General features: G+C 47.0%; 11 protein-coding genes. 2 read left to right on the top strand and 9 right to left on the bottom strand.

Going from position 1 to position 20,813, the window contains the following annotated elements; all coding sequences use genetic code 11:
• Positions 1–64: 64 nt before the first annotated feature.
• Positions 65–1,774 (top strand): acyl-CoA dehydrogenase family protein, encoded by a 1,710-nt coding sequence (locus tag B5F78_RS08045; RefSeq protein WP_087406456.1) that lies wholly within the window; start codon positions 65–67, stop codon positions 1,772–1,774.
• Positions 1,775–1,913: 139 nt separating this feature from the next.
• On the opposite strand, the gene B5F78_RS08040 is transcribed toward B5F78_RS08045, so the two are convergent.
• From B5F78_RS08040 to B5F78_RS08005, 8 genes are all read right to left on the bottom strand, one after another.
• The gene (locus B5F78_RS08040; protein ID WP_087406455.1) at positions 1,914–4,481 is read right to left on the bottom strand and encodes a glycosyl hydrolase 115 family protein; all 2,568 of its coding nucleotides are present in this window, start codon (positions 4,479–4,481) and stop codon (positions 1,914–1,916) included.
• 269 nt (positions 4,482–4,750) lie between these two features.
• Positions 4,751–6,079 (bottom strand): ATP-binding protein, encoded by a 1,329-nt coding sequence (locus B5F78_RS08035; RefSeq protein ID WP_087210294.1) that lies wholly within the window; start codon positions 6,077–6,079, stop codon positions 4,751–4,753.
• A 622-nt stretch (positions 6,080–6,701) separates the two neighbouring features.
• Positions 6,702–8,975 carry an endo-1,4-beta-xylanase gene (locus B5F78_RS08030; protein WP_087406454.1) on the bottom strand — a complete coding sequence of 758 codons (2,274 nt, stop codon included), beginning with the start codon at positions 8,973–8,975 and terminating at the stop codon, positions 6,702–6,704.
• Between the two features lie 64 nt (positions 8,976–9,039).
• The gene (locus tag B5F78_RS08025; RefSeq protein WP_087406453.1) at positions 9,040–10,074 is read right to left on the bottom strand and encodes a DUF5627 domain-containing protein; all 1,035 of its coding nucleotides are present in this window, start codon (positions 10,072–10,074) and stop codon (positions 9,040–9,042) included.
• 39 nt (positions 10,075–10,113) lie between these two features.
• Positions 10,114–11,886, bottom strand: coding sequence for a RagB/SusD family nutrient uptake outer membrane protein (locus tag B5F78_RS08020; RefSeq protein ID WP_087406452.1), 1,773 nt, complete (start codon positions 11,884–11,886; stop codon positions 10,114–10,116).
• Positions 11,887–11,907: 21 nt separating this feature from the next.
• The gene (locus tag B5F78_RS08015) at positions 11,908–14,793 is read right to left on the bottom strand and encodes a SusC/RagA family TonB-linked outer membrane protein (RefSeq protein WP_087406451.1); all 2,886 of its coding nucleotides are present in this window, start codon (positions 14,791–14,793) and stop codon (positions 11,908–11,910) included.
• 42 nt (positions 14,794–14,835) lie between these two features.
• Positions 14,836–16,776: a RagB/SusD family nutrient uptake outer membrane protein gene (locus B5F78_RS08010; protein WP_087406450.1), complete on the bottom strand. Its 1,941-nt coding sequence runs from the start codon at positions 16,774–16,776 to the stop codon at positions 14,836–14,838.
• 12 nt (positions 16,777–16,788) lie between these two features.
• Positions 16,789–19,980, bottom strand: a complete 3,192-nt coding sequence (locus B5F78_RS08005) for a SusC/RagA family TonB-linked outer membrane protein (RefSeq protein ID WP_087406460.1) — start codon at positions 19,978–19,980, stop codon at positions 16,789–16,791.
• A 373-nt stretch (positions 19,981–20,353) separates the two neighbouring features.
• On the opposite strand from B5F78_RS08005, the gene B5F78_RS17145 reads away from it, so the two are divergent.
• Positions 20,354–20,590, top strand: coding sequence for a hypothetical protein (locus B5F78_RS17145; protein WP_162608507.1), 237 nt, complete (start codon positions 20,354–20,356; stop codon positions 20,588–20,590).
• Positions 20,591–20,597: 7 nt separating this feature from the next.
• Here B5F78_RS17145 and B5F78_RS17595 read toward each other — a convergent pair.
• Positions 20,598–20,813, bottom strand: a 216-nt coding sequence (locus tag B5F78_RS17595; RefSeq protein ID WP_204502629.1) for a hypothetical protein, incomplete at its 5' end; no start/stop codon positions are given.

The raw sequence follows: 20,813 nt of genomic DNA, 5'->3' as shown, positions 1-20,813 counted from the left end.
TTTGTCCTCTAACTCCTTCTAACTCCCTCTAACTCCTTCTAACTCCTAAAAACAAAGAAAAACTATGCCAAACTATTATACCGAACATCCGGAACTCAAATTTCATTTGAACAATCCGATGATGGAACGCATCTGCGAACTAAAAGAACGCGATTATAGAGACAAAGACCAGTATGACTATGCGCCGCAAGACTATGCCGACGCACTCGATTCATACGACAAAGTGTTGGAAATCACCGGAGAAATCACCGGAGAAGTGATTGCAGCCAATGCCGAAGGCGTAGACCTGGAAGGTCCGCACCATGCAGGCGGACGGGTGGAATATGCCTCGGGCACGAAGCAGAACCTTGACGCCATGGTGAAAGCCGGGCTGAACGGCATGACCATGCCCCGCCGCTTCGGAGGACTGAACTTCCCGATTACCCCCTACACCATGTGCGCCGAAATCGTGGCACAAGCCGATGCGGGCTTCGGAAACATCTGGTCGTTGCAGGACTGTATCGAGACCCTCTACGAATTCGGGAACGAAGACCAGCACAGCCGTTTCATCCCGCGTATCTGCGCCGGCGAGACCATGTCGATGGACCTGACCGAACCCGATGCCGGAAGCGACCTGCAGAGCGTCATGCTGAAAGCTACTTACGATGAAGCCAACCAATGCTGGCGCCTGAACGGTGTGAAGCGTTTCATCACCAACGGAGACGCCAACCTGCACCTGGTATTGGCTCGCTCGGAAGAAGGCACACACGACGGACGCGGGCTCTCGATGTTCATCTACGACAAGAACGATGGAGGCGTAGACGTTCGCCGCATCGAAAACAAGCTCGGCATCCACGGCTCGCCCACTTGCGAATTGGTCTACAAAAACGCGAAAGCCGAACTCTGCGGAGACCGCAAGTTGGGACTTATCAAATACGTAATGGCGTTGATGAACGGTGCCCGCCTGGGTATCGCCGCCCAATCGGTCGGACTGAGCCAGGCTGCATACAACGAAGGGCTTGCCTACGCTAAAGACCGCAAACAGTTCGGCAAGGCAATCATCGAATTCCCTGCCGTATACGATATGCTTGCCACGATGAAAGCGAAACTCGACGCAGGACGTGCCTTGCTTTACCAGACTTCGCGCTATGTAGACATCTATAAGGCATTGGACGACATCGCCCGCGAGCGTAAGTTGACTCCCGAAGAACGCCAGGAGCAAAAACGTTACGCCAAACTGGCAGATAGCTTCACCCCGCTGGCAAAAGGTATGAACTCGGAATACGCCAACCAGAACGCTTACGACTGCATCCAGATACACGGAGGTTCGGGCTTTATGATGGAATATGCCTGCCAGCGCATCTACCGCGACGCACGTATCACCAGCATCTACGAAGGAACAACCCAGCTCCAGACCGTAGCCGCTATCCGTTACGTGACCAACGGTTCGTATGCCGCTACCTTGCACGAGTACGAAGCCATCCCTTGCGCACCCGAATACCAAGGCTACATGGACCGTCTGAAAGCAATGACCGGAAAATTGGAAGCTTGTACCACCAAGGTGAAAGAAGCGCAAAACCAAGAACTGCTCGACTTTACCTCACGCCGCCTGTATGAAATGGCTGCGGTCTGCGTAATGAGCCACCTGCTCTTGCAAGACGCGAACAAGGCTCCCGAACTTTTCGCCCAGTCACTTGACGTATATGTAAATTATGCCGAAGCCGAAGTGGAAAAGCACTATAGCTTTATCCAGAACTTCCAGGCAGAAGAATTGGAAAACTACCGGAAAGCCTAAAAGCAGATGCATAAAACCAAGAAACACAGATTTTCGCGGATGAACGCAGATTAAACAGATAAATTACTGATAATCTGCGGAAATCCGCGGAAATCTGTGTTTTCTTAAACCGGCAGACGCAAAAGCCTGCCGCTATCTATTACTTACGCCGGCAAGGCGATTCGTTACCGAAAAGATATGCGGGTTGATAACCTCCGTAATCTACTACGATTTTTTCAAGCACAATACCCGGGTCTAACGGACGGAAGTTCAGCGTATAAGTCCCGTCTGCCGATACAGGGAGTTTCAAGCGAACCTGTTTTTCTACTACACGGCGTGCAATGGTGGGATAGTATACCGTATAAATATTTTCAGGATCTTCATTCAGGTCACGGTTGAAATTGACGGTTTCCTCTTGCCCGCCTTCAAAACCAATGCTATACTTATGTCCTTCCGGAGTATGGAAAGCCAGGGTAGACTTCACAATGACATGTACTGTAACCGAATCTGCTTTTTCAGGTATATTCAGTTTGTAAGACAATGACGCGCCGTTTGCCGGAACGGTGTAAGGCATCAGCGACATGCCACTCAGTGTACGTCCCATATAAGGGATTACGGTCCATTTAGCCTCACCGGCATCCGTACAGGCAAAATAATGTTCGGCTTCCATTGCCACATACCCGTCTTTTCCTGTAAACAGATAACCTCCTGTAGCAGCTTCCGGATTTCCGATTCGGTGGATTTCAGGCAATTTGTCTGCCGGGAAGTTATCACTCCAGTTAGTATATCCAATGTGTTTCTGAATCATCATGCCGTTCCACTTTCCTCCAGACATAGCATGGTTATAGTCATCACACAACTGCTTATCGCGTGCAAAAGCCTTTTCCACTTTATCCGCCCATGCGTTGGCCTCAGGATTTCCTTCGGCATACAGTTTCAGGTTCATAGCCTGAGCATAATACATCTCGTGCAGGTTTGCCATTGCCTGTACCGGGAACAGAATGAGTTGTTTGTAAGCATCACGGTATTCAGGCTTCAGGCTTATGTATTGACGAAGGGCTTCAGCTTCCAATTGTGCATAGTCGCCTACCACCTGACGCCATTCACCAGTTTCCAGGTTGTATACCGTATGGTCCAGCATTTCGGCTGTGCTCCGTCCGTTGTACTTACAGCAGAGGTTGAGGATACGTGCCGCCTCTTCTGCCTGCGTGTCCCCGAATGCCTGCCTGCAAAAGTCATAAGTATGTTGCAGCAAAGTCCCGGCATTGTATGCCTGTGGATTCCATGCCATGTCCAGGAAAAACGTAATGGGATACTCCATCGGTTTGAGGTCGCCCACGTTAAGCACCCAAAGCTTGTCGACACCATATTCATAAGTCAGTTGCAACTGTTCCCACATATTCTGTATGGGGGTAGCATTTATCCATTTCGAATTACGTGGCGCACCTACATAGTCTACGTGATAATACATGCCCCAGCCACCGGGATGCTTACGTTCTTCAGCATTCGGCAAGCGACGCACATTGCCCCAGTTATCGTCACACAGCAACATGATGACATCTTCGGGGACACGCAATCCGCGGTCGTAATACTCCAACACCTCTTTATAGAGCGCCCATACCTGTGGCGTTTCCTCGGCTGGCCGTCCGGTGACATCTTTGATTATCCGGCGTTGGTTCTTGAAAATCGTTTCCATCAATCGCTTGTTGCGTTCAAACTGCGGCACATATTCATGGTCTTTTCCTTCTTCACCTCCCATGGCTGCATCACCGTCACCCCGCATACCGATGGTTACCACATCTTCAGTATCTTTCATGCGTTCGATGCCTTCGCGGAAGAAACGGTTCAATCCCTCGGCATTGGTTTCATAATTCCAAGCTCCATATTTTTCCCGGTTACGGGCATACTCCTGATGGTTACGTGCCATCGGTTCGTGGTGCGAAGTACCCATGATGATTCCCATCTCATCAGCCGTCTTGCTGTTTTCCGGATCATCGGCATAGAAAGCCCATCCCCACATGGCAGGCCACATAAAGTTCCCTTTCAGTCGCAGGATCAATTCGAATACGCGGGCATAGAAACGATGGTCGCCATAATTGGTACCATACGTATTTTTCACCCAGGTAGTAAGACAGGGAGCCTCATCGTTCAGGAAGATACCACGGTAAGTCACGGCAGGTTCACCATCGGTATACACACCGGCTTGGGCATAGACTTCTGTCTGACGAGTAACAGGCACATCCATCCACCAGTACCAGGGCGATACACCCATCTGTCTGGAAAGTTCGTAGATGCCGTAAACGGTTCCGCGCCGGTCGCTTCCGGCAATGACCAATGCCTGTTCTACCCCTTCCAGCGGCTGGTCTACAGTCTGAATGACATATTTTTCGTTTTTCCCTTCCAGGTCTTTCCTGTTCAGCTTGCCTGCTTTAAACAGTTGTTTGATAAAAGGCGATTCGATACTTCCCACCAGGATGTACCTCCCGTCCGAAGGCGTGTTTACGGTTTCGGCTTTCTTGCCAGTCACACGCAAGAAGTCTTCCTGCAAATTTTTAACAGCAATCAGAATGGCACTGTTCTCGTTCTTGTCGACCAGTATGGTACAAGGCTGTCCATTGCCGACAACCGGAAAAGCACCTTCTGTTTTCTTGAAAGTAATAAACGGTTCCGCCGCATAAGCGTAAAGAACGCCAAGCAAAAGCCCCAAAAGGGCACTTAGTTTTTTCATAAGGATTCAAGTTTTATGTTTTCAATTTTAAGTAACCAAGTAAGTGTGCAAGATGAAATGATATTATCAGAAACACAGTTTCTGAGCTGACACATTACATAAACTAATTCTCAACATCTACTTATTTGCAAAGATAGCACAAACGGAGGGTTTCTCCATTAACAAACGTATCAGATTCATTTCTCCACGTACCAGCACATTCACCCAGGTGCCAAAATCGTTTACAAAAGTAACACAAACCCTCCCGGCTGCCTTTGGCTTCTTATACACTATTCAGCCAATAGCCGATTAATGCTACCCACTAAGTAAAAAGGTAAGTTTATCAGCCTGAAGTTTTTACCTCCTACAGTCTTCACCTCGTCTATCGAATAAGGTTGCGACCATACACGCACTGCCACCGTCTGTGAAGACCGTTCCATAAACGAATGCAAAGAACGCAGATGTGCATTGTGCCCTGTTTTCACTTCTATAGGATATAGCCGCGACTGCTGTACCCACACAAAATCCACTTCTGCCGACGAATCGTTTCCTCGCATCCAGAAATTTCGCTTTTGGCTCACTTTATCAGTCAGCGTAAGCAGTTCTTGCGCCACAACATGTTCGGCAATCCTTCCCCGCCACGCATCCTGCAGGTCTTTAGCATCTAAGACTTCTTTCTGCACTTGTGCCGCATAATTCACCAAACCGGTATCCAGCCATATCAACTTAGGTGTCCGCTTGGTTTCCGACAAAGCCGGCACCTCTGTCGATGTGGTAGGATAAACCAATTCCAGCAACATGGCTTTTTCCAGCAGCCGGAAAGCTTCACCCACTTCACGTGCCTGGTAAGAAGACGAGGCAAATCCTCCCAATGTAATGGGCTGTGCAGCTTTTCCCCATCCCTCTTCCAAGATAAACCGCACCACCTCTTTCAGCAACTTACCTTTGGTATATTTCTCCACATCATCGCGGTAGCCTTGCAACAATGTTTCATATACGTCACTCAGCGCCAGCAAGTCCCTCCGCTCCGCATAAAGCTGGACAGCTTCAGGCATACCACCAATCAGTGTATAGCGGTTAAACAATTGCATCAGCCTGCCGTGAAAAGGCACCGTAGCTTGCGGATGCTCCAACACCGGTAGCAAAGCCTCTTCACCTATAGCACCCAGGAACTCTCGAAACGAACAAGGACGTAAAGCCATGTATTGCACCCTGCCTACCGGAAACGAAACGTTGACCTCTACCAGATTCTCTAGCAAAGAACCTGCCGCCACTACATGCAGTTCTGGCAACTCTTCATAAAAATAACGCAGCAAGCCTATAGCTTTAGGAGAATTCTGAATCTCATCGATAAACAACAGCGTACTGCCCGGCTTACGAGATAAACCGCAATGTGCAAACAGCAACGGCATCAAATCCTTCAGCGGCATTTCCATCTCAAACAAAGCAGCAGCTTCCCGTTTCTCCAGATTAAGCGACAAATAATTATCAAAAGTTTTGCCAAACTCATTTATTACGGTCGTTTTCCCTACTTGACGTGCCCCTCTCAATACAAGCGGTTTGCGATGCGTATCGGTTTTCCACTGTTCCAAATGTTGTAATATCGTCCGTTTAAACATAACTATACTAAACAATTAATCCTAATCAGTTTATATAATCTGCCTGTTCAGAAACTGTGTTTCTAAATCTCATTCCATTTTGTATATTTACTCAAACAAATTGGTTTACAGCTACAAAGATAAAGAAATGTCGCAAAACGGAGGCAAAACTTATATGTTTTTGTTGTAAAACGGAGGCAAAATCCTCTTGTTTTTGTCGCAAAACGGAGGCAAAACAAGAAAATGAAGAATGCAAAATGATTATCCTATATCCGAAAGAGGATTATCTTATATTGAAAAAACAAATTGAATTCCGCAAACATCCCATGTAGGGGCGTATCGCATACGCCCGAATGCGTCCACTTATCCATGTGGATATCTTCTGAGGCTGTCTCAAAATAAAAAACGACAATTAAAAAGTAATGTCATTCTGAGTACCCATTTCCTGCGGAAGCCCATTCGATTATAACGGGAATTGTTATCTTGAACATTTTTATAAACCAATATTGTTCTACTATAAAAAGCAGCGGAATTATCCTTTAACAGGTAATTCCGCTGCCGAGAGAACCGAATCAATTAAATTATACTATCACGGCTATGAAAAAAGACGCACACATCTACTTTTTCCGTTCCATGCAAAGTATCATTCATTGCTTACAGAAGCAGAAGGTTCAGCAATTACTTCGCCAGCCAACCCATTAGCGAAACCGCCATAAGCAGGTTTGCGGTTATAGTTCAAATCCCAAAGTCCTACCGGCTCACCGTCTCTCCAACCAGAATTAGCGGGGCTATCTGTTGCGCACCATTGGGTAATACCGTAACGTTGAGCAGCCGGAATAATTTCAAAATATTTTTGGATAATGAACTGATAGAACTCAGCCATTTTTTGCTGTTGTTCGTAAGTTACTTCTTCCGTTGGGATACCGTCGGCGAATGCTTTTTCAACAATGCCCATATCCAATTCTGAAATCTTGATGAGCTTGCCGGTTGCTGCCATCAGTTCGAACATATTGACGATAGCGTCCTCTTGTGCTTTCTGGTCTGCCTCGTTCAGGATGTAGCTGACGTGCATCTGCGTACCGATACCATCAATCTTGGCTCCGTTGGCTTCCCATACTTCAATCCAGTGGATTAAGCTCTTCAGCTTTTGGTTGCCGTCCCACCACGATTCCAAATTAAAATCATTAACGAATAGTTTCAGATCTGCTGCATTTCCTCCGTATTCAGCAAAATATTTTTCAGCCGCTTTTGTAACGATTGGCAAATAATCTTCGCTTCCCAAATAATCTGCCCAATAGAAGTTGGTAGAAGGGTCGCCGTTAGTTGCTGATTGCAGGTCAAAATAGCCGTCACCGTCACTGTCTGCGTCAGAAACTGTCTCATTCGCAACATCCCATGCGACTACATAACCGCCGCAAGCTTCCATCATCCCTTTAATCCAGTTGTCCATGGCCCAAGTCAATGTATCTTTCTTTTCTTCGGGAGTCAATGGCTCTTTGTCACCTTCTCCTTCTATTTCAAAAGCAATATCATCAAAATAATAGGTATTTGCTTCACCTAATACAGCCAAGTTAAAGGCAATGGTATTCATACCGCTTTCTCCAGCTTGTTCTGCAGAAATAGTACCAGTTACTTCCATGTCTTGCCATTCGGTTGTGAAAGAAGGATTCGATGGGAGCATTGCATAGTGAATGTAGCCACCTGGATTATTGTGAGCCTGTGTCTCTGAATTTGCTGCTTTGTCTGCCTTATATTTCATAGAGAAACGGTAATTTGTTCCTGCTACGAGTTGCTGTGAGGCTTTTACAAAGAATTGAGTATCATACGTATTGGCTGGGTTATCAGCAGAATGAACGACAAAAGCATGTCCTACACCGTCTGCACCGGTTCCGGCTTCGCCAATCGTACAAGGATTCGGACCTCCTACACCGGGTTCGGTGGCGAAGAAACAAGATACATCATCTCCTTCAGCATCACCATTGGTTACTAAGTTTATCCAGCGAGTTGCGGCAGGAGTTTCCAAATGTGAAACTTTCAGCCATTGTACTTCAATAGTTCCTACAAAATTACCTGACTGGAACATGACGAAACCACTACCTTCTGCTCCGGGGCTTACTGGTATTTCAAGCTCGGTCCATTCCGGTGTTAAAGCCACTGAGAGTCCGGGATTTGCCGACCATGTTCCGGCAGCCATTGTGATTGATGTCTCTACTGAAGAACGTATCATCATATTAATTGTATAATCTGTTCCCGGAACCCAATTGATGCCGTCTGCTATATGGTATTGGAAATCCCAATTATTGGTAATAAATTCAGGATTTGTTATCGTCAGATAGCCTTTATCACTGATAGTGATACTGGCTTCTGAACCTTCCGGTTTTTGTGACCAATATTGATAACTACCCATGACAGCATAATTGAAATTTCCATCTTCCACTTCGACAGGTTCTGCAGGTTCTGTTTCTATTTCCCTGTCTGCAATTAATCCATTTAGGTAGTTTAGGTTCTGTTGCGAATGCCAAGCAAGGGTATGGCCGTAGATAGTCATACCTGCCTGACGGGCGGCATCAATAAAACTGGTTACGGTAGAGAAATTCATTGTTCCATCATCGCTGACAATCGATGCGTATTTCATTTCATTCCCCGCCGTCATTTCATCGAAGTTAGAACAAGCCAAACTATAGACTTGGTCTCCGTTGATATAGTCTGTAGCTGCCAGAGCAATACCCAATTTGAAATTGGGATTCTCCGTACGGTCTACGTAGCTTTTCAGTACATCGTAATTGTTTAAGTATTCATACTGGGAAAGGCTCTCGGGCTTAGCTCCTACATCGTATGGCAACATGCTGTCGTCTGTACAGCCCGACAATGCGCCTACGGCAAGTGCTCCCAGTAATATTTTATTTGTATATTTCATAATTTTCTGGTTTAAAGCGATTAACTTATATGAATGTCTGCAACCTGCCCATGCGGGCATTTATTTATTCTTTATATACAGTACTAAATTCTTCGTAAGCCACGCCACGGGTTTGAACGACCAGTGTGTCTTTCGTGTTGTATTGCTTGGCTCCGAAGTCAATGTTATAATCCAGGTAGAGTGCATTGCGGTCTTCTTCATTCCCCCAGCTGGCTTTGTCACCGTCAATAACAAATTTACCACTTCCACTTGCTGTAAAACCTTCCGTTCCCGAAGTAATCGTACATTCATCGTTGTTGTTGAAGGTCAGTACCAAATCACAAGTTAAGGTCTCTTCCCCTACTGTGGTTGATACCGGGAAGATTGCCGTATGCAGGTCTTTGGTTGTTACGCTGCATACTTCATCGTCCTCAATATATACTTCGTGGCGGATGTTGGTGGTGGTATTGCCTCCTTCTGTAATTTGGTCAACTCCCCGACGCAAGTATTCCGCATCCCATTTGTTGATGTATTTCACACAATACAAGACATAATTTTTAGGGGCAGTATCCCACATGTCTGCATTGGTCCAGGGGGCATTGGGCTCTTTGGGAACTCCTAACAGAATAGAGTCTGCATTGGCTACGTGTGTCATGCGCAAGGGGATGACATAGGTATTGGTCAACGCTCCCGGATCTTCGAAAAAGGCATCGGTAAAGGTGACTTCTACCGCTCCCATCAGGTTATTAAACTCGTTCAGGGTAATCTGTTCCGAAGACAGGCTGTAGTAATTCGAAGGCATTGGTTGCACCGGAGTGACGCCATCGGCAAAATACAAGTTGTCGCAAAGCTCATCATCTACCATAATGTCGATTACCGTTGAACCGCTTCCCCCGTAGGCTCCGCCCATCGTGGCATAAATTTTGCATTTGTGGGCGTTGTCAAGTGAAGTGTCGTACGTATCTTCTCCCATTACCAAGGTACGCACCGGAGTCTGGTGTGCAAAGTAAACGGCAGAATGGTCATAGTTCGGGAATTCCGCATCGCCGTTCTTACAAGAAGAAATGCTTGTTGCAACAATTCCTGCCATCAGTATAGAATATAAATTCGTTTTTTTCATATTGATTCTGTTTTAGTCTTGAATGTTACTTTTGTGATTTTACCATCCTTGATTCTGAATGAAACCGAAGTTCAATACATCGTTGTATGGAATCGGACCATAATTCATATACGGACGGTAATTTCTTTCTTCCACTTGAATCGGTGTGTAAGTCAATGCTCCACCTGTACCACGGCTGATGTTAACGCCTTGGGCTGCTTCGGTCAGGTCGGCATTCCAACGACGCAAATCATAGAAACGGATGTTCTCGAAACAGAGTTCCAGACGGCGTTCGTTGCGGATCAGTTCACGCATTTGGTCTTGGCTGTTTGCGCATGCTTCCAGATAAGGGTCACCGTTATCTACACCTACTCCGGCACGGGTACGGATGGCTTTAATCACATCGTAGGCACTGAATCCGAACGAACCGGTTCCTTTGGGTCCCCAAGCTTCGTTGGCTGCTTCTGCATAGTCTAAGAAGATTTCCGTATAGCGGATACGGGCAGAATAGTGACGTTGCTGGGTGTTGTAGTTCGGGTCTAAGTTACAGTCGAAACGCAAATGTTTACGCATGTAGTAGCCGGTGCGGGTAGAGTGTCCCGACTCCCGGTTGATTGCATCGTTGTTTGTTCCATACGAACCGGTGGTAATCGTTGTGCTTCCGGCTGTGCTTCCGTTGGTGATGATGTAAGTTGCCAAACGTGGGTCTCGGTTTGCATACGGGTCATTCGCATTATAATCTGAGTTGCTGTTATCAATGGGATAACCGTTTGCCATGGGGAAAGCGTCTACCAGGTTTTGCGTAGGATTGACACGTCCATTGCCGTACAGGCTCGGCGGGAAATTATCGCCTTCCAAGGTATTGCTGTCGCTATAACCTGCTCTCCAAATAATTTCTTGGGGATTCGAACCGTTTCCTAAGCCTTCGATTTCCGAGGTGTTGCAATACCAGGTATAACCGTCTGCATCGATTCCGTTGATGCCGTCAATGCGTTGCAGTACTGTTCCGGCACTGTTGGCAGCTTCTTCCCATGTGATTCCGGATTCGGCAAAAGCCGGGCTGGCAGCCATCAGGGTAACTTGTGCACGGATTGCCTCTACGATTCTGCCGCTGATACGTCCGGCACGGTATACTCCGTTTACACGGTCGTATTGGTCGACGTTGATGCCTAAATCTAAGTATTTTTGCGGAATTTCGCTCTCGGTATGACCGTCTTTGTAGTCCAACGGTAATAATTCGATGGCTTTGTCGCAATCCGAAAGAATCTGTTCAATGCAAGCCGCATACGTGTCGCGCGGTTGGCTGAAGTCAGACTCCGGACTTTCCGAGGCGGTTTTGATAGGCACTCCCAATAATTGACCGTCTGTGCCTATTCCTCCATGTGCCCTTAACAAATAATACATGTAAACGGCACGCAGTCCGTAGGCTTCTCCGCTGTAGCTATCTACAAACAGGGTTTGGATATTTGTTTCCATAGCGAAAGGAACACTCTCCACTCTTTCCAAAAACAGGTTTAGGTACTGAATGGCATTGTAGCAGTTCTTCCATTGGGAAGCGGGGTCATTCTGTGCCGTCCAGGCTCCGGTTGCCATCGCACGCCAGGTATTGCTGTTGTCGTTCGATACGGCATCGTCTGTTGCCACATCGCTGGTCGGCGAAGTGTTGTACGGAAGTAATATGTAGCCATTCCCCAATACGCCTAAGGCATAATCAGCGTCTGAATACATGGCATCCAAGTCCCGGTTGTTTTCAATGGCAGGTTCGAACAGGTCATCACATGCCATTGTCGCAAATAATGGGAGCAGTGCTAAAAGTTTAATGATATTTTTCATACTTCTTATTTCGTTAATTGATTAAAAAGCAATTTTGACACCTAAATTGTAGAAACGGGTCTGCGGGGCAGTACCGACATTTCTTTCCATCAGTTCACGCTCTTTGGCAATGGTCAGCAGGTTCGAACCGCTGATGTAAATGGCTGCCTCTTTCAAGAAGGTCTTTTGCAGCAGGCGTTTCGGGAAATCGTAGGTCAACTGTAATTTAGCCAAATCAAAGCGGTTGGTCTTGTAGAGCCAGAACGTAGAGTTCCGGAAGTTGTTGTTGCCGTCTAGTGTAGTCAGACGCGGATAAGTTGCTGTAGCAGCAGTTTCCGGTGTCCAACGTCCGCGAACGACTTCCGAATACTTGCCGTCGCCGTATACCCAATAGTATGAATCTCTCTTGAAGTCATGACCACCAAATCCGGCTGTGCCTAAAGCAAATAGTGTGAAGTTCCGCCATTTTGCCGTAAAGTTAATACCCAAGGTAAACGGAGAACCGTACCAGCCGCCACGTCCCAAGTAGACTTCGTCGTTGGTATCAATCACGCCGTCACCGTTTTGGTCCTTGTATTTCAGGTCACCCGGACGTACCGTACCACCGAAGTTCTGGGTGGGCGAGTTAGCAATGTCATTCTCGTTTTGGAAGAATCCTTCGCATTCCAGTCCCCATAAACCATCTACCGGTTTACCGGTACGGTTTTGGTAATCGTAGGCATAGTTCTCGTCCCGTTGGGTAGCTTCCGTTTTGTAGTAGGTTCCGGTAACGCCTAACGAAAGGTCTGCTTCGCCTACTTTTTTATTGAAGTTTACTGCAAAGTCAAATCCGACCCGTTTGTTGTTGTTGAAGTTCACATATGGAACAAACGAAGCTACCGGATTAGGATAATCGGTCGAGAAATAACTCGGGTAAATGGTGCTCGGCTGGATAGGCAAACCGTCTGTCGAATTGACAAAGAAGTTGGCATCAGCTGTAATCAAGCGATCCCACAACGAAGTACGGAGGCTGACGGTCAGTTCTTTCCGTTTGATGAAAGTCAGTTCTTCATTGGCTCCGCGTAAAGAATTTACGGATTGTCGGTTTACGCCTTCTTGCCAGTTCCACCACGCTCCATTGGATTGGTTGAAGTTAGCTTCGTACATGTAATAATCAGCCAAGTCAATATCCTGATGCAGGATACTTCCCGATACGCCCAACATCAATTCGTCCACCACCGGTGAGTTTTTCAGGAAGTCTTCCTGATGCAGTTTCCAGGCAAGGGTCAATGCCGGCGAGAAGGCATTGCGATGTCCTTCTGCTAATTTGGCTGAATGAACAGCTGCTCCGCTGAATTCGGCATAATATTTGCCTAAGTAGTTGTAGCCCAACTGGATGCCTAAGTTGGCATTGCTGGTGCGGTGGTACACCGTAGAATTGGTTTGCTGGTACCCGTTTACCAACAGCATGGCAGATAGATTATGCGCCTTGTTGATGGTAGTGTTGTAGTCAAAATGAGCAGACAGGGCAATGGTCTGGTTATCGGTACTGCCGCTGATGTTCTGCACACCCGTTTTTTCATCAGTACCTTCGTATCCAGCACCGGTAATGACATCTGCGCCGTTGTAGCTCGACCAAGTCGGTGTATAGATGCGGTAGGTGTTGTTGAACGAGGTGTTGTAACTCGTTGCATAGTCTACTGCAAACTGGAAGTGGAATGAAAGCCCTTTCAACAGTTTGTGCAGGTCGAAGTCAATACCCGTGTCGAACTGGAACTGGCGGCTGGTGTATTTATTGTAACCGGCAGCATAGTAGTCGGCAAAGATGTTGCGGTTGTCAATCTGGCTTCCGCCAAGGAACATCCCGTCGAAGATGTTGCTGTTTACACCCATTAAGTCATGAACCGAAAATGCATTCGGGTCAATGTAGCTTAACGGAATCAGCGGTGCAAATCGGTTGGGACGCATGCTGGCTGCTTCCCTCCAATAATCGTATGTTTCTCCTTCCGCGGTTTCGTAAGTAGTACGTCCCGAGCGCACATCGTAGAACGTGGCATTCGCATTGGCGTAGGCTGTAATGTCCTCGTTGATAGTGACGTCCACGTTACCGCGGATATTCAGACGGCTGGTGAAGTTTTTGTCTGCTTCACCGAAGTTAAAGATGTCGTTTTGACGGTAGTAGCCTACATTCGAGTAGAAACGCGCCCGTTTGTTACCGCCCGAAATTTCGGCAGTCACGTCGCTGCGGTTGTATGTTTTCTTCAGGTAGTCCGATGAATAATAGTCCAGACTTGGGTAGCGGTAAGGATTGATGCCCGAACCGTAGTTGTAAATGTCTGCTTCACTATACAGCGGATCCAGCCCGTCATTGGCACGGGCTTCGTTATACAGGGTCATGTATTCTGCTGAACCCAAGTACTTGGGATAGCCTTTCGGTACATAAAATCCCGTATTGGCGCGTACATCAATTTGCAGTTTCTCTTGGTATTTACCACGTTTGGTCGTAATATAAATGACTCCTTTCGATGCCCGGCTCCCGTAAAGCACTACTGCAGAAGCACTTTTTAGGAAGGTAATCTGTTCGATTTCAGTAGGCAATACGTTGTTGGCATCACGGGGTACTCCGTCTACCAAGACCAGGTAACCGGCATTGTCGCCGTCCATGCCCCACAAGGAGTTTCCATTCCAACCGCCTACATAGCCTTGCAGGTTATCCAAACTATAGGTGGTATAGTTCTTGTCGTTCACTTGCTCCATGTCAATCACTGAAACGCCTCCCAACAGGTCGTCTTGTGCTACTTTGCGGAATGCTACCTGCACCGACGGTTCTGCTGCCTGAAGCGAGTCAGTCTCATTTGCTTCTGCGGTTTGTGCTCCGATGCTTTGGTAAGCAGGAAGCAACCCTAAGGCAGCGGCAAATAAAATGAATCGTGTATCTTTTACTTTCATTTGTTTCTTCTTTTAATGTTCTACATTTTTCTGCTGTTACAATTACCAGCCCGGATTTTGGTCAAGACCTTCATACAGGTAGGTATCATCGGTCTTCAGCGGGAACCAGTAATGCTTGGAAGAGAATTGGCGGGTGACAAGCACTTCTTCGCGCCAGTTGTCAACTCTTGCATCTCTCGGGTCGTTTTCGGTAAACCATTCGGCACTTTCCACACGCTTAAACTCTTGACTGGTCTTTATGGTATACGGTTCTTCGGTCAGCAACAGCCAACGCTGGAGGTCACAGAAACGGAAGCCTTCGAATGACAATTCTACAGCACGTTCGCGGCGCACTTCGTCCATGAACGTTTCTTTGTTTCCGGTAAAGTCTGCCGGTACATGTGCCATACCTACGCGGTCACGCAGACGGTTGATGGCATCTTCGGCAGTCAGGGAACAGTTGTTTGCTTTACCGGTCGCTCCGTTGATGGCAGCACAGGCTTCGGCATACATCAGGTAAATATCACCCAAACGCATATAAGGTACATACACTTGCAGACTGCGGCTATAATCGTGAGCTCTGTCAATGGTATTGACGGTATGAGGTGCTAATTTCTGGATAAAGTATCCGGTTCGGCTACCGTTCAAATCGCTTCGCATGTTTCCGCCTGTATGGAGTTGGCAATATTGGTAGGCAGCAATATCACCGCTTACATACCCATTGATGTATTGGAAACCGTCAAAAACAATATCATGGTAGAAGCGTGGGTCACGGTCACGGAATGGATGAGTGGGGTCAAAACCGCTACGAGGGTCATCCAATGGGTAACCGTTTGCCATACCGTACAGATTGACATAATTGGCTGTAGGTTGGTGAATGATATTATCTCCGTCTACGACATTGTTCATTTTAGGACCGTAAGTTGTTGCGGCTCTGAAGGCTGCGGTGTTGATACCGAATGCCGGACCACGGAAGATAGCTTCTACCGAACCGGGTTGTTCCCAGCCTTGGTTCATGGTGTAGAAGATGTCATCGAAGCAAGACGTTGCACTGGCTGAGCGTTCATGGTTGTAAACATCGTCGTATTCATACTGTGCTAGTGCATATTGAGTCTGCCCGCTTTCTACCAGGTTCAGCAATTCGCCAAAGGCTTCGGCTGCTTTCTGGCAATACTCATTATTATAATTATAAGTGAGGGCTCCTCCGGTTTGTGCACCGTTCTCCATCAACGGGCTGCCTGCCCACAGATAGGTCTTGCCCAAATAGCCCAATGCCATGATTTTGTTGATACGCAAATCGTTTTGGTTGGGGGTGTGCATACCGGCTGAAGTGTCTTCCCAGTCAATCGGAAGCAGGTCGGCTGCTTGGCGGAAGTCTGCTGCTGCTTTGTCTGCCGCTTCTTGGAAACTGAGACGAGGTAGGCTCAAGCCTTCCGATTCCAGTACTTGGTCGATGTAAGGCAGTCCGCCCAGATATGCCATCAGTTCAAAATGCCACCAGGCACGGAAGAAATACAACTGTCCGGCAATCAGGTCGCGCTCTTCTTGCGTGCCTACCATGTTGCCTAAATTTGTCAGACCAAGATTGCATTTGCGGATGCAGTACCATGCATGTCCCCATAAATGGTGAGCCATACGGTCATTAGAGGTCGGGTCATTGGTATTGCCGTCCATCCAGCAAGCACCGTCTTGTCCTAATCTGCCAGCTTGCCAGCCCCAAAAGTTTCCCAAGTCTACTTGATGGGTCATGTGCCAGTCACCTTCGGTATTTAGGATTTCATCGTCTCCCCAGTTGAAGGTGGTAGTCCAGTAGCAGTTCTCTTTATCGGGAATGCAGTTGTAGATTTCTTCCACGAAGCCTTGAAAATTGTTGAAGTTCTGGAAGGCTGTGGCTGCATCTACTGTCGAATCCGGATTCTTGTCCAAGTAATCCTCGCAGGCAGTGGTGCCCAATGCCAGTGTGAACAAGCTGCTATATAGTAAGGTTTTATATCGTTGTTTCATACGTCGCTGTCTTTATAATGTGAACTTAATACCTAAATTGAAACGCTTCATGGTCGGGTAAGCACCTTGGTTGCCGCCTCCGGCGAAGTTCGATTCGCGGTCGTCCGGCATCCGGGTCCATACCCACAGGTTGTTACCGTTCAAGAATACTTTCAGGTTGCGGATACCCAATTTTTGTACCCAACCGCCATCGAAGGTATAAGCGATTTCGGCATTTTTCAAACGGATAAACGAACCGTCGTACAGGTTCTGTGTGCCTGTATTGTAACTTGGAGTAGTCGTGAAACGAGGTACAACTACTTCGGGGTCTCCTTCAGTCTTCGACCACCAGTTACCTTGGTCATATACTGTATTCAACCGGTTGCCGAAACTGGTCAGGTTAACGTCGCGGGTCACGTTGGTTACGCCATAGAATTGTACAAAGGCACTGAATCCTTTCCATTCAAAACCCACCGTTGCACTGTAAGTGTTCTGCGGAGTGTCGGAATAACCATAAGGTGCTTCGTCTCGTGCGTCTACTATACCATCGGCATTGAAGTCGACAATGTAATAGTCACCCGGCAGTTTGTGCTTTTCTGCGTCGGTGTCGCGTGCCGGGCTACCGTAAATTTGGTCGTAGTTTCCCATAAATCCGGCGTCAATGTGGGCATGGGTCTGTTCAATGCTGAAACCGGCTTTTTTTTGGTAAGCAGGTTGCAATAAGGGGTCATCCCGTTGGATAACTTCGTTGACTGCATGGGTCATGTTGAAGTTACCCCATAAACGCATCTCGTTGGCAAATACCTTGTTGACACGGAGTTCTAATTCGTAACCGTGGGTCTTTACTTTACCTAAGTTAGCTGCCGGAGCGTTCATACCGAAATAGAAGGGGACAGCTCGCTCGCCCGAGGTAACGATGATATCGGTACGCTTGTCGCGGAAGACTTCTACCGTACCGGCAAACAGACCGTTCAGGAACGAGTAGTCGATACCAAGGTTGAATTTCTTCACCGTTTCCCAATGGATGTCTGGATTACCTACGGTTGTTTCCCGGTACCAGGTGTAAGGGCTGATGGCTTGGTTCAATGCCATGGGGGTAGCTCCGTTGGTTCCTCCGCCGACTCCCCATTGGGACAGGTACAGCCAGCGGTCGGTTACGTTATCGTCACCGATTTCACCGTATGAAGCACGGATTTTCAACATATCCAGCCACTTCTTGGAGAAGCCCATGAACTTTTCTTCTGAAATCATCCAGCCGATAGCGCCTGAGTTGAAGAAGGCAAAACGGTATTCGGGAGAGAATTTTTCGGAACCGTTGTAAGCGCCGTTGTATTCGAAGAAATACTTGTTGGCATAATTATAGGTAGTACGGAACGCCCAGTCTTCACGACGATTCGGGATAATACTACCGGTAGCGGTTTCCTGACGGCTGAACAAGCCCATGGCGGTTATATTGTGGTCGCCGAATTCGCGTGCCCAGTCCAACTGTACTTGGTAATTCATGTTGCGCTGGGTCGCATTGTTGTCTACTTCACCGCCGCTGGTGGTCCACATAATTGGATTTTTGCTCGGGTCGAATTTATCGTCATTGTAGAGTGTAGGGTCAAGGTAAACAATTCCTGTTTCCGGGTCAATCCATTTCGTGACAGAATCATGGTATAAGTCGTTGATACCGCGATTGATTTCCACAAATACATTGTCCCACGACACCATGGCACGGGCACGCAGACCTTTGGTGATAAAACTCAAGTCTTGTTCCAACGTAAAGTCGGTGTTGATGCGTGTAGTGGTGGTATTCATTCTTCCGGCTAAAGCCAAGTTGGCTGCGGAGTTGGAAACGTTGGAAACATTGGGATAATATCCCCAACTTCCATCCGAATATTGCGGCAGGAATACATCGGGCGGTGTACCGTAGGCACCTGCCCAATATTGTGCGATAGCCCAATCGCCTGAATTGGTATATCCCCACGGAGTTTTCTTAGCTCCGTTCGAACCAGCGATGTTGACCTTCAAAGTAGTGGTCTTGGTTAAAGAAAAGTCCAAGTTGCTGCGGACATTGATACGGTTGTATCCGAAACCGCCGCTGTAGCCACGCCCGTTATCCATGACATTGAACAAGTCGCCTTCGTGGAGGAAGTCCGCACCAACGAAGTATCTTACGAATTTGGTACCGCCGCTGACGTTCAGACTGGCATTGTAAGACATGGTATAATCCTTGAAAATGACGTCTTGCCAATCTACGTTCGGGTAGCGTTCGTATTCTTCCAGATTTGCCGGATAGCGATACTTATTAATAACAGACATCGGGGTGATGTAGTCCCATGCACCAGTCCCCATAGCATTAGACAAAGCCAATTCATGTTCTACTGCGATGTTACGCATCCGCAATGCATCATACGAATCCAATTTGTTCGGCAATTTTGAGGGTACCTTCATAGTAGCCTGTGCCGATACGTCGATTTGTGCCTTGCCTTCCTGACCGCGTTTGGTAGTAATCAAGATAACGCCGTTCGCACCTTTTACACCGTAAACGGCGGTAGCCGATGCGTCTTTCAAAACCGAAATAGATTCTACGGAGTTGATGTCAACCGAACTCATCGGACGTTCGATACCGTCTACCAATACCAGCGGCGAACTGTTGTTCCACGAACTGGAGCCACGGATAACTATCTGCGGCTCTTCTTCACCCGGCAGACCCGAGCTGGCTGTGGTAGTCACACCCGGCAGGTTACCGGTCAAGGCTGCACCGATGTCGGATACACCACCGGCACGTTGCAGCACTTCGCCTTTGGTCTGGGTGATGGCACCCACTACGGATTCCTTTTTCTGCTGGCCGTAACCTACGACTACGACTTCATCCAGCATCTCGGAGTCTTCGCGCATCCGGATGACAATCATGTTGCGGCCTTTCACTTCCACGTCTTGTGACAGGAAGCCTATGTAAGAAACGGTCAGCGTGGCGTTCTTTTCAGGTAGCTCTAAGGTGAAATTACCGTCAAAGTCGGCTACCGTACCTACGCTGGTGTTTCCTTTCAGTGCGATTGTCGCTCCGATTAACGGCTCATCGTTGTTGTCGAGCACCTTTCCCGAAACGACAAACTTTCCCTGTGCAGTCGCTGTCAGACTGCAGCATAACAATAAGAAGAACAAGATTCCTCTTACCTGTAAAAACTCCCTCCATTCCGGAGAACGTTTTACCAAGAACTGTTGTCTTATGTTTTTCATCATGTTAGTAAATTAAAATGTTTTTCAAATGTTTCTCTTTGCTTACACCTCTCTTACCTTAATATATAAGAAGAAAGATGGAAGATTAAACGGTAACAATTACCGTATCAGCATCAAAATAATCCATGGTAAAACAACAGCCTTGAAAGCTTTAAATGAATTGTGCTTTTCATAAACTTGATAATGTTTAGTTAATAATAATTATATATTCTCACAATTGCAAATGTAGAAAATCTGTCTGAAAATGATTATTCTCTATGTTACATATATTATCACGTATATTACATCGACTAGCCCGAACGTTACATTTTTTATCAGAAACCGTACATTTATGTTGTAAAGCATGTATCAGAGTTCATTAAAAGAGAAGAAAATGGAAAAATTTAAGGAGGTTAAAGGAGGTGAAGGAGTTAGAGGAGTTAAAGGAGTTAGAGGAGTTAAAGGAGTTAAAGAAATTAAAGGAGTTAGAGGAGTTAGAGGAGTTAGAGGAGTTAGAGGAGTTAGAGGAGGTGAAGGAGTTAAAGGAGTTAAAGGAGTTAGAGGAGTTAAAGGAGGTGAAGGAGTTAAAGAAGTTAGAGTAGAACAAAATTGGTTTGCGAAAAATTCTTGATGCATTGTCATCTAAGGGAACGAACGTGAAGGATCTCGTAGACATCCACGTGGGCGCATCTGAGATGCTTCACTTCATTCAGCATGACAAATGTTTTTTCGCATTTTATTTCTGATTGAGAAGCTGTTTTGAATTTATCGTGCGATGATTTGGGATGAGTTTTTGAGGCATTTCCGCTTCTGTGATGAGGAAGATAGCGGGCTATCTGACGAAGAACAGGAGC

Source organism: Bacteroides sp. An279 (assembly GCF_002159615.1).
In the GTDB taxonomy this organism is placed as follows: domain Bacteria; phylum Bacteroidota; class Bacteroidia; order Bacteroidales; family Bacteroidaceae; genus Phocaeicola; species Phocaeicola intestinalis.
The sequence above is the reverse complement of the archived record's forward strand: the minus strand, read 5'-3'. Positions and strand labels throughout refer to the sequence as shown.

Excerpts from the sequence above, each read along its gene's own strand:
- B5F78_RS08045 (WP_087406456.1), top strand. The coding sequence starts at position 65 with ATGCCAAACTATTATACCGAACATCCGGAACTCAAATTTCATTTGAAC.
- B5F78_RS08040 (WP_087406455.1), bottom strand. The coding sequence starts at position 4,481 with ATGAAAAAACTAAGTGCCCTTTTGGGGCTTTTGCTTGGCGTTCTTTAC.
- B5F78_RS08035 (WP_087210294.1), bottom strand. The coding sequence starts at position 6,079 with ATGTTTAAACGGACGATATTACAACATTTGGAACAGTGGAAAACCGAT.
- B5F78_RS08030 (WP_087406454.1), bottom strand. The coding sequence starts at position 8,975 with ATGAAATATACAAATAAAATATTACTGGGAGCACTTGCCGTAGGCGCA.
- B5F78_RS08025 (WP_087406453.1), bottom strand. The coding sequence starts at position 10,074 with ATGAAAAAAACGAATTTATATTCTATACTGATGGCAGGAATTGTTGCA.
- B5F78_RS08020 (WP_087406452.1), bottom strand. The coding sequence starts at position 11,886 with ATGAAAAATATCATTAAACTTTTAGCACTGCTCCCATTATTTGCGACA.
- B5F78_RS08015 (WP_087406451.1), bottom strand. The coding sequence starts at position 14,793 with ATGAAAGTAAAAGATACACGATTCATTTTATTTGCCGCTGCCTTAGGG.
- B5F78_RS08010 (WP_087406450.1), bottom strand. The coding sequence starts at position 16,776 with ATGAAACAACGATATAAAACCTTACTATATAGCAGCTTGTTCACACTG.
- B5F78_RS08005 (WP_087406460.1), bottom strand. The coding sequence starts at position 19,980 with ATGAAAAACATAAGACAACAGTTCTTGGTAAAACGTTCTCCGGAATGG.
- B5F78_RS17145 (WP_162608507.1), top strand. The coding sequence starts at position 20,354 with ATGGAAAAATTTAAGGAGGTTAAAGGAGGTGAAGGAGTTAGAGGAGTT.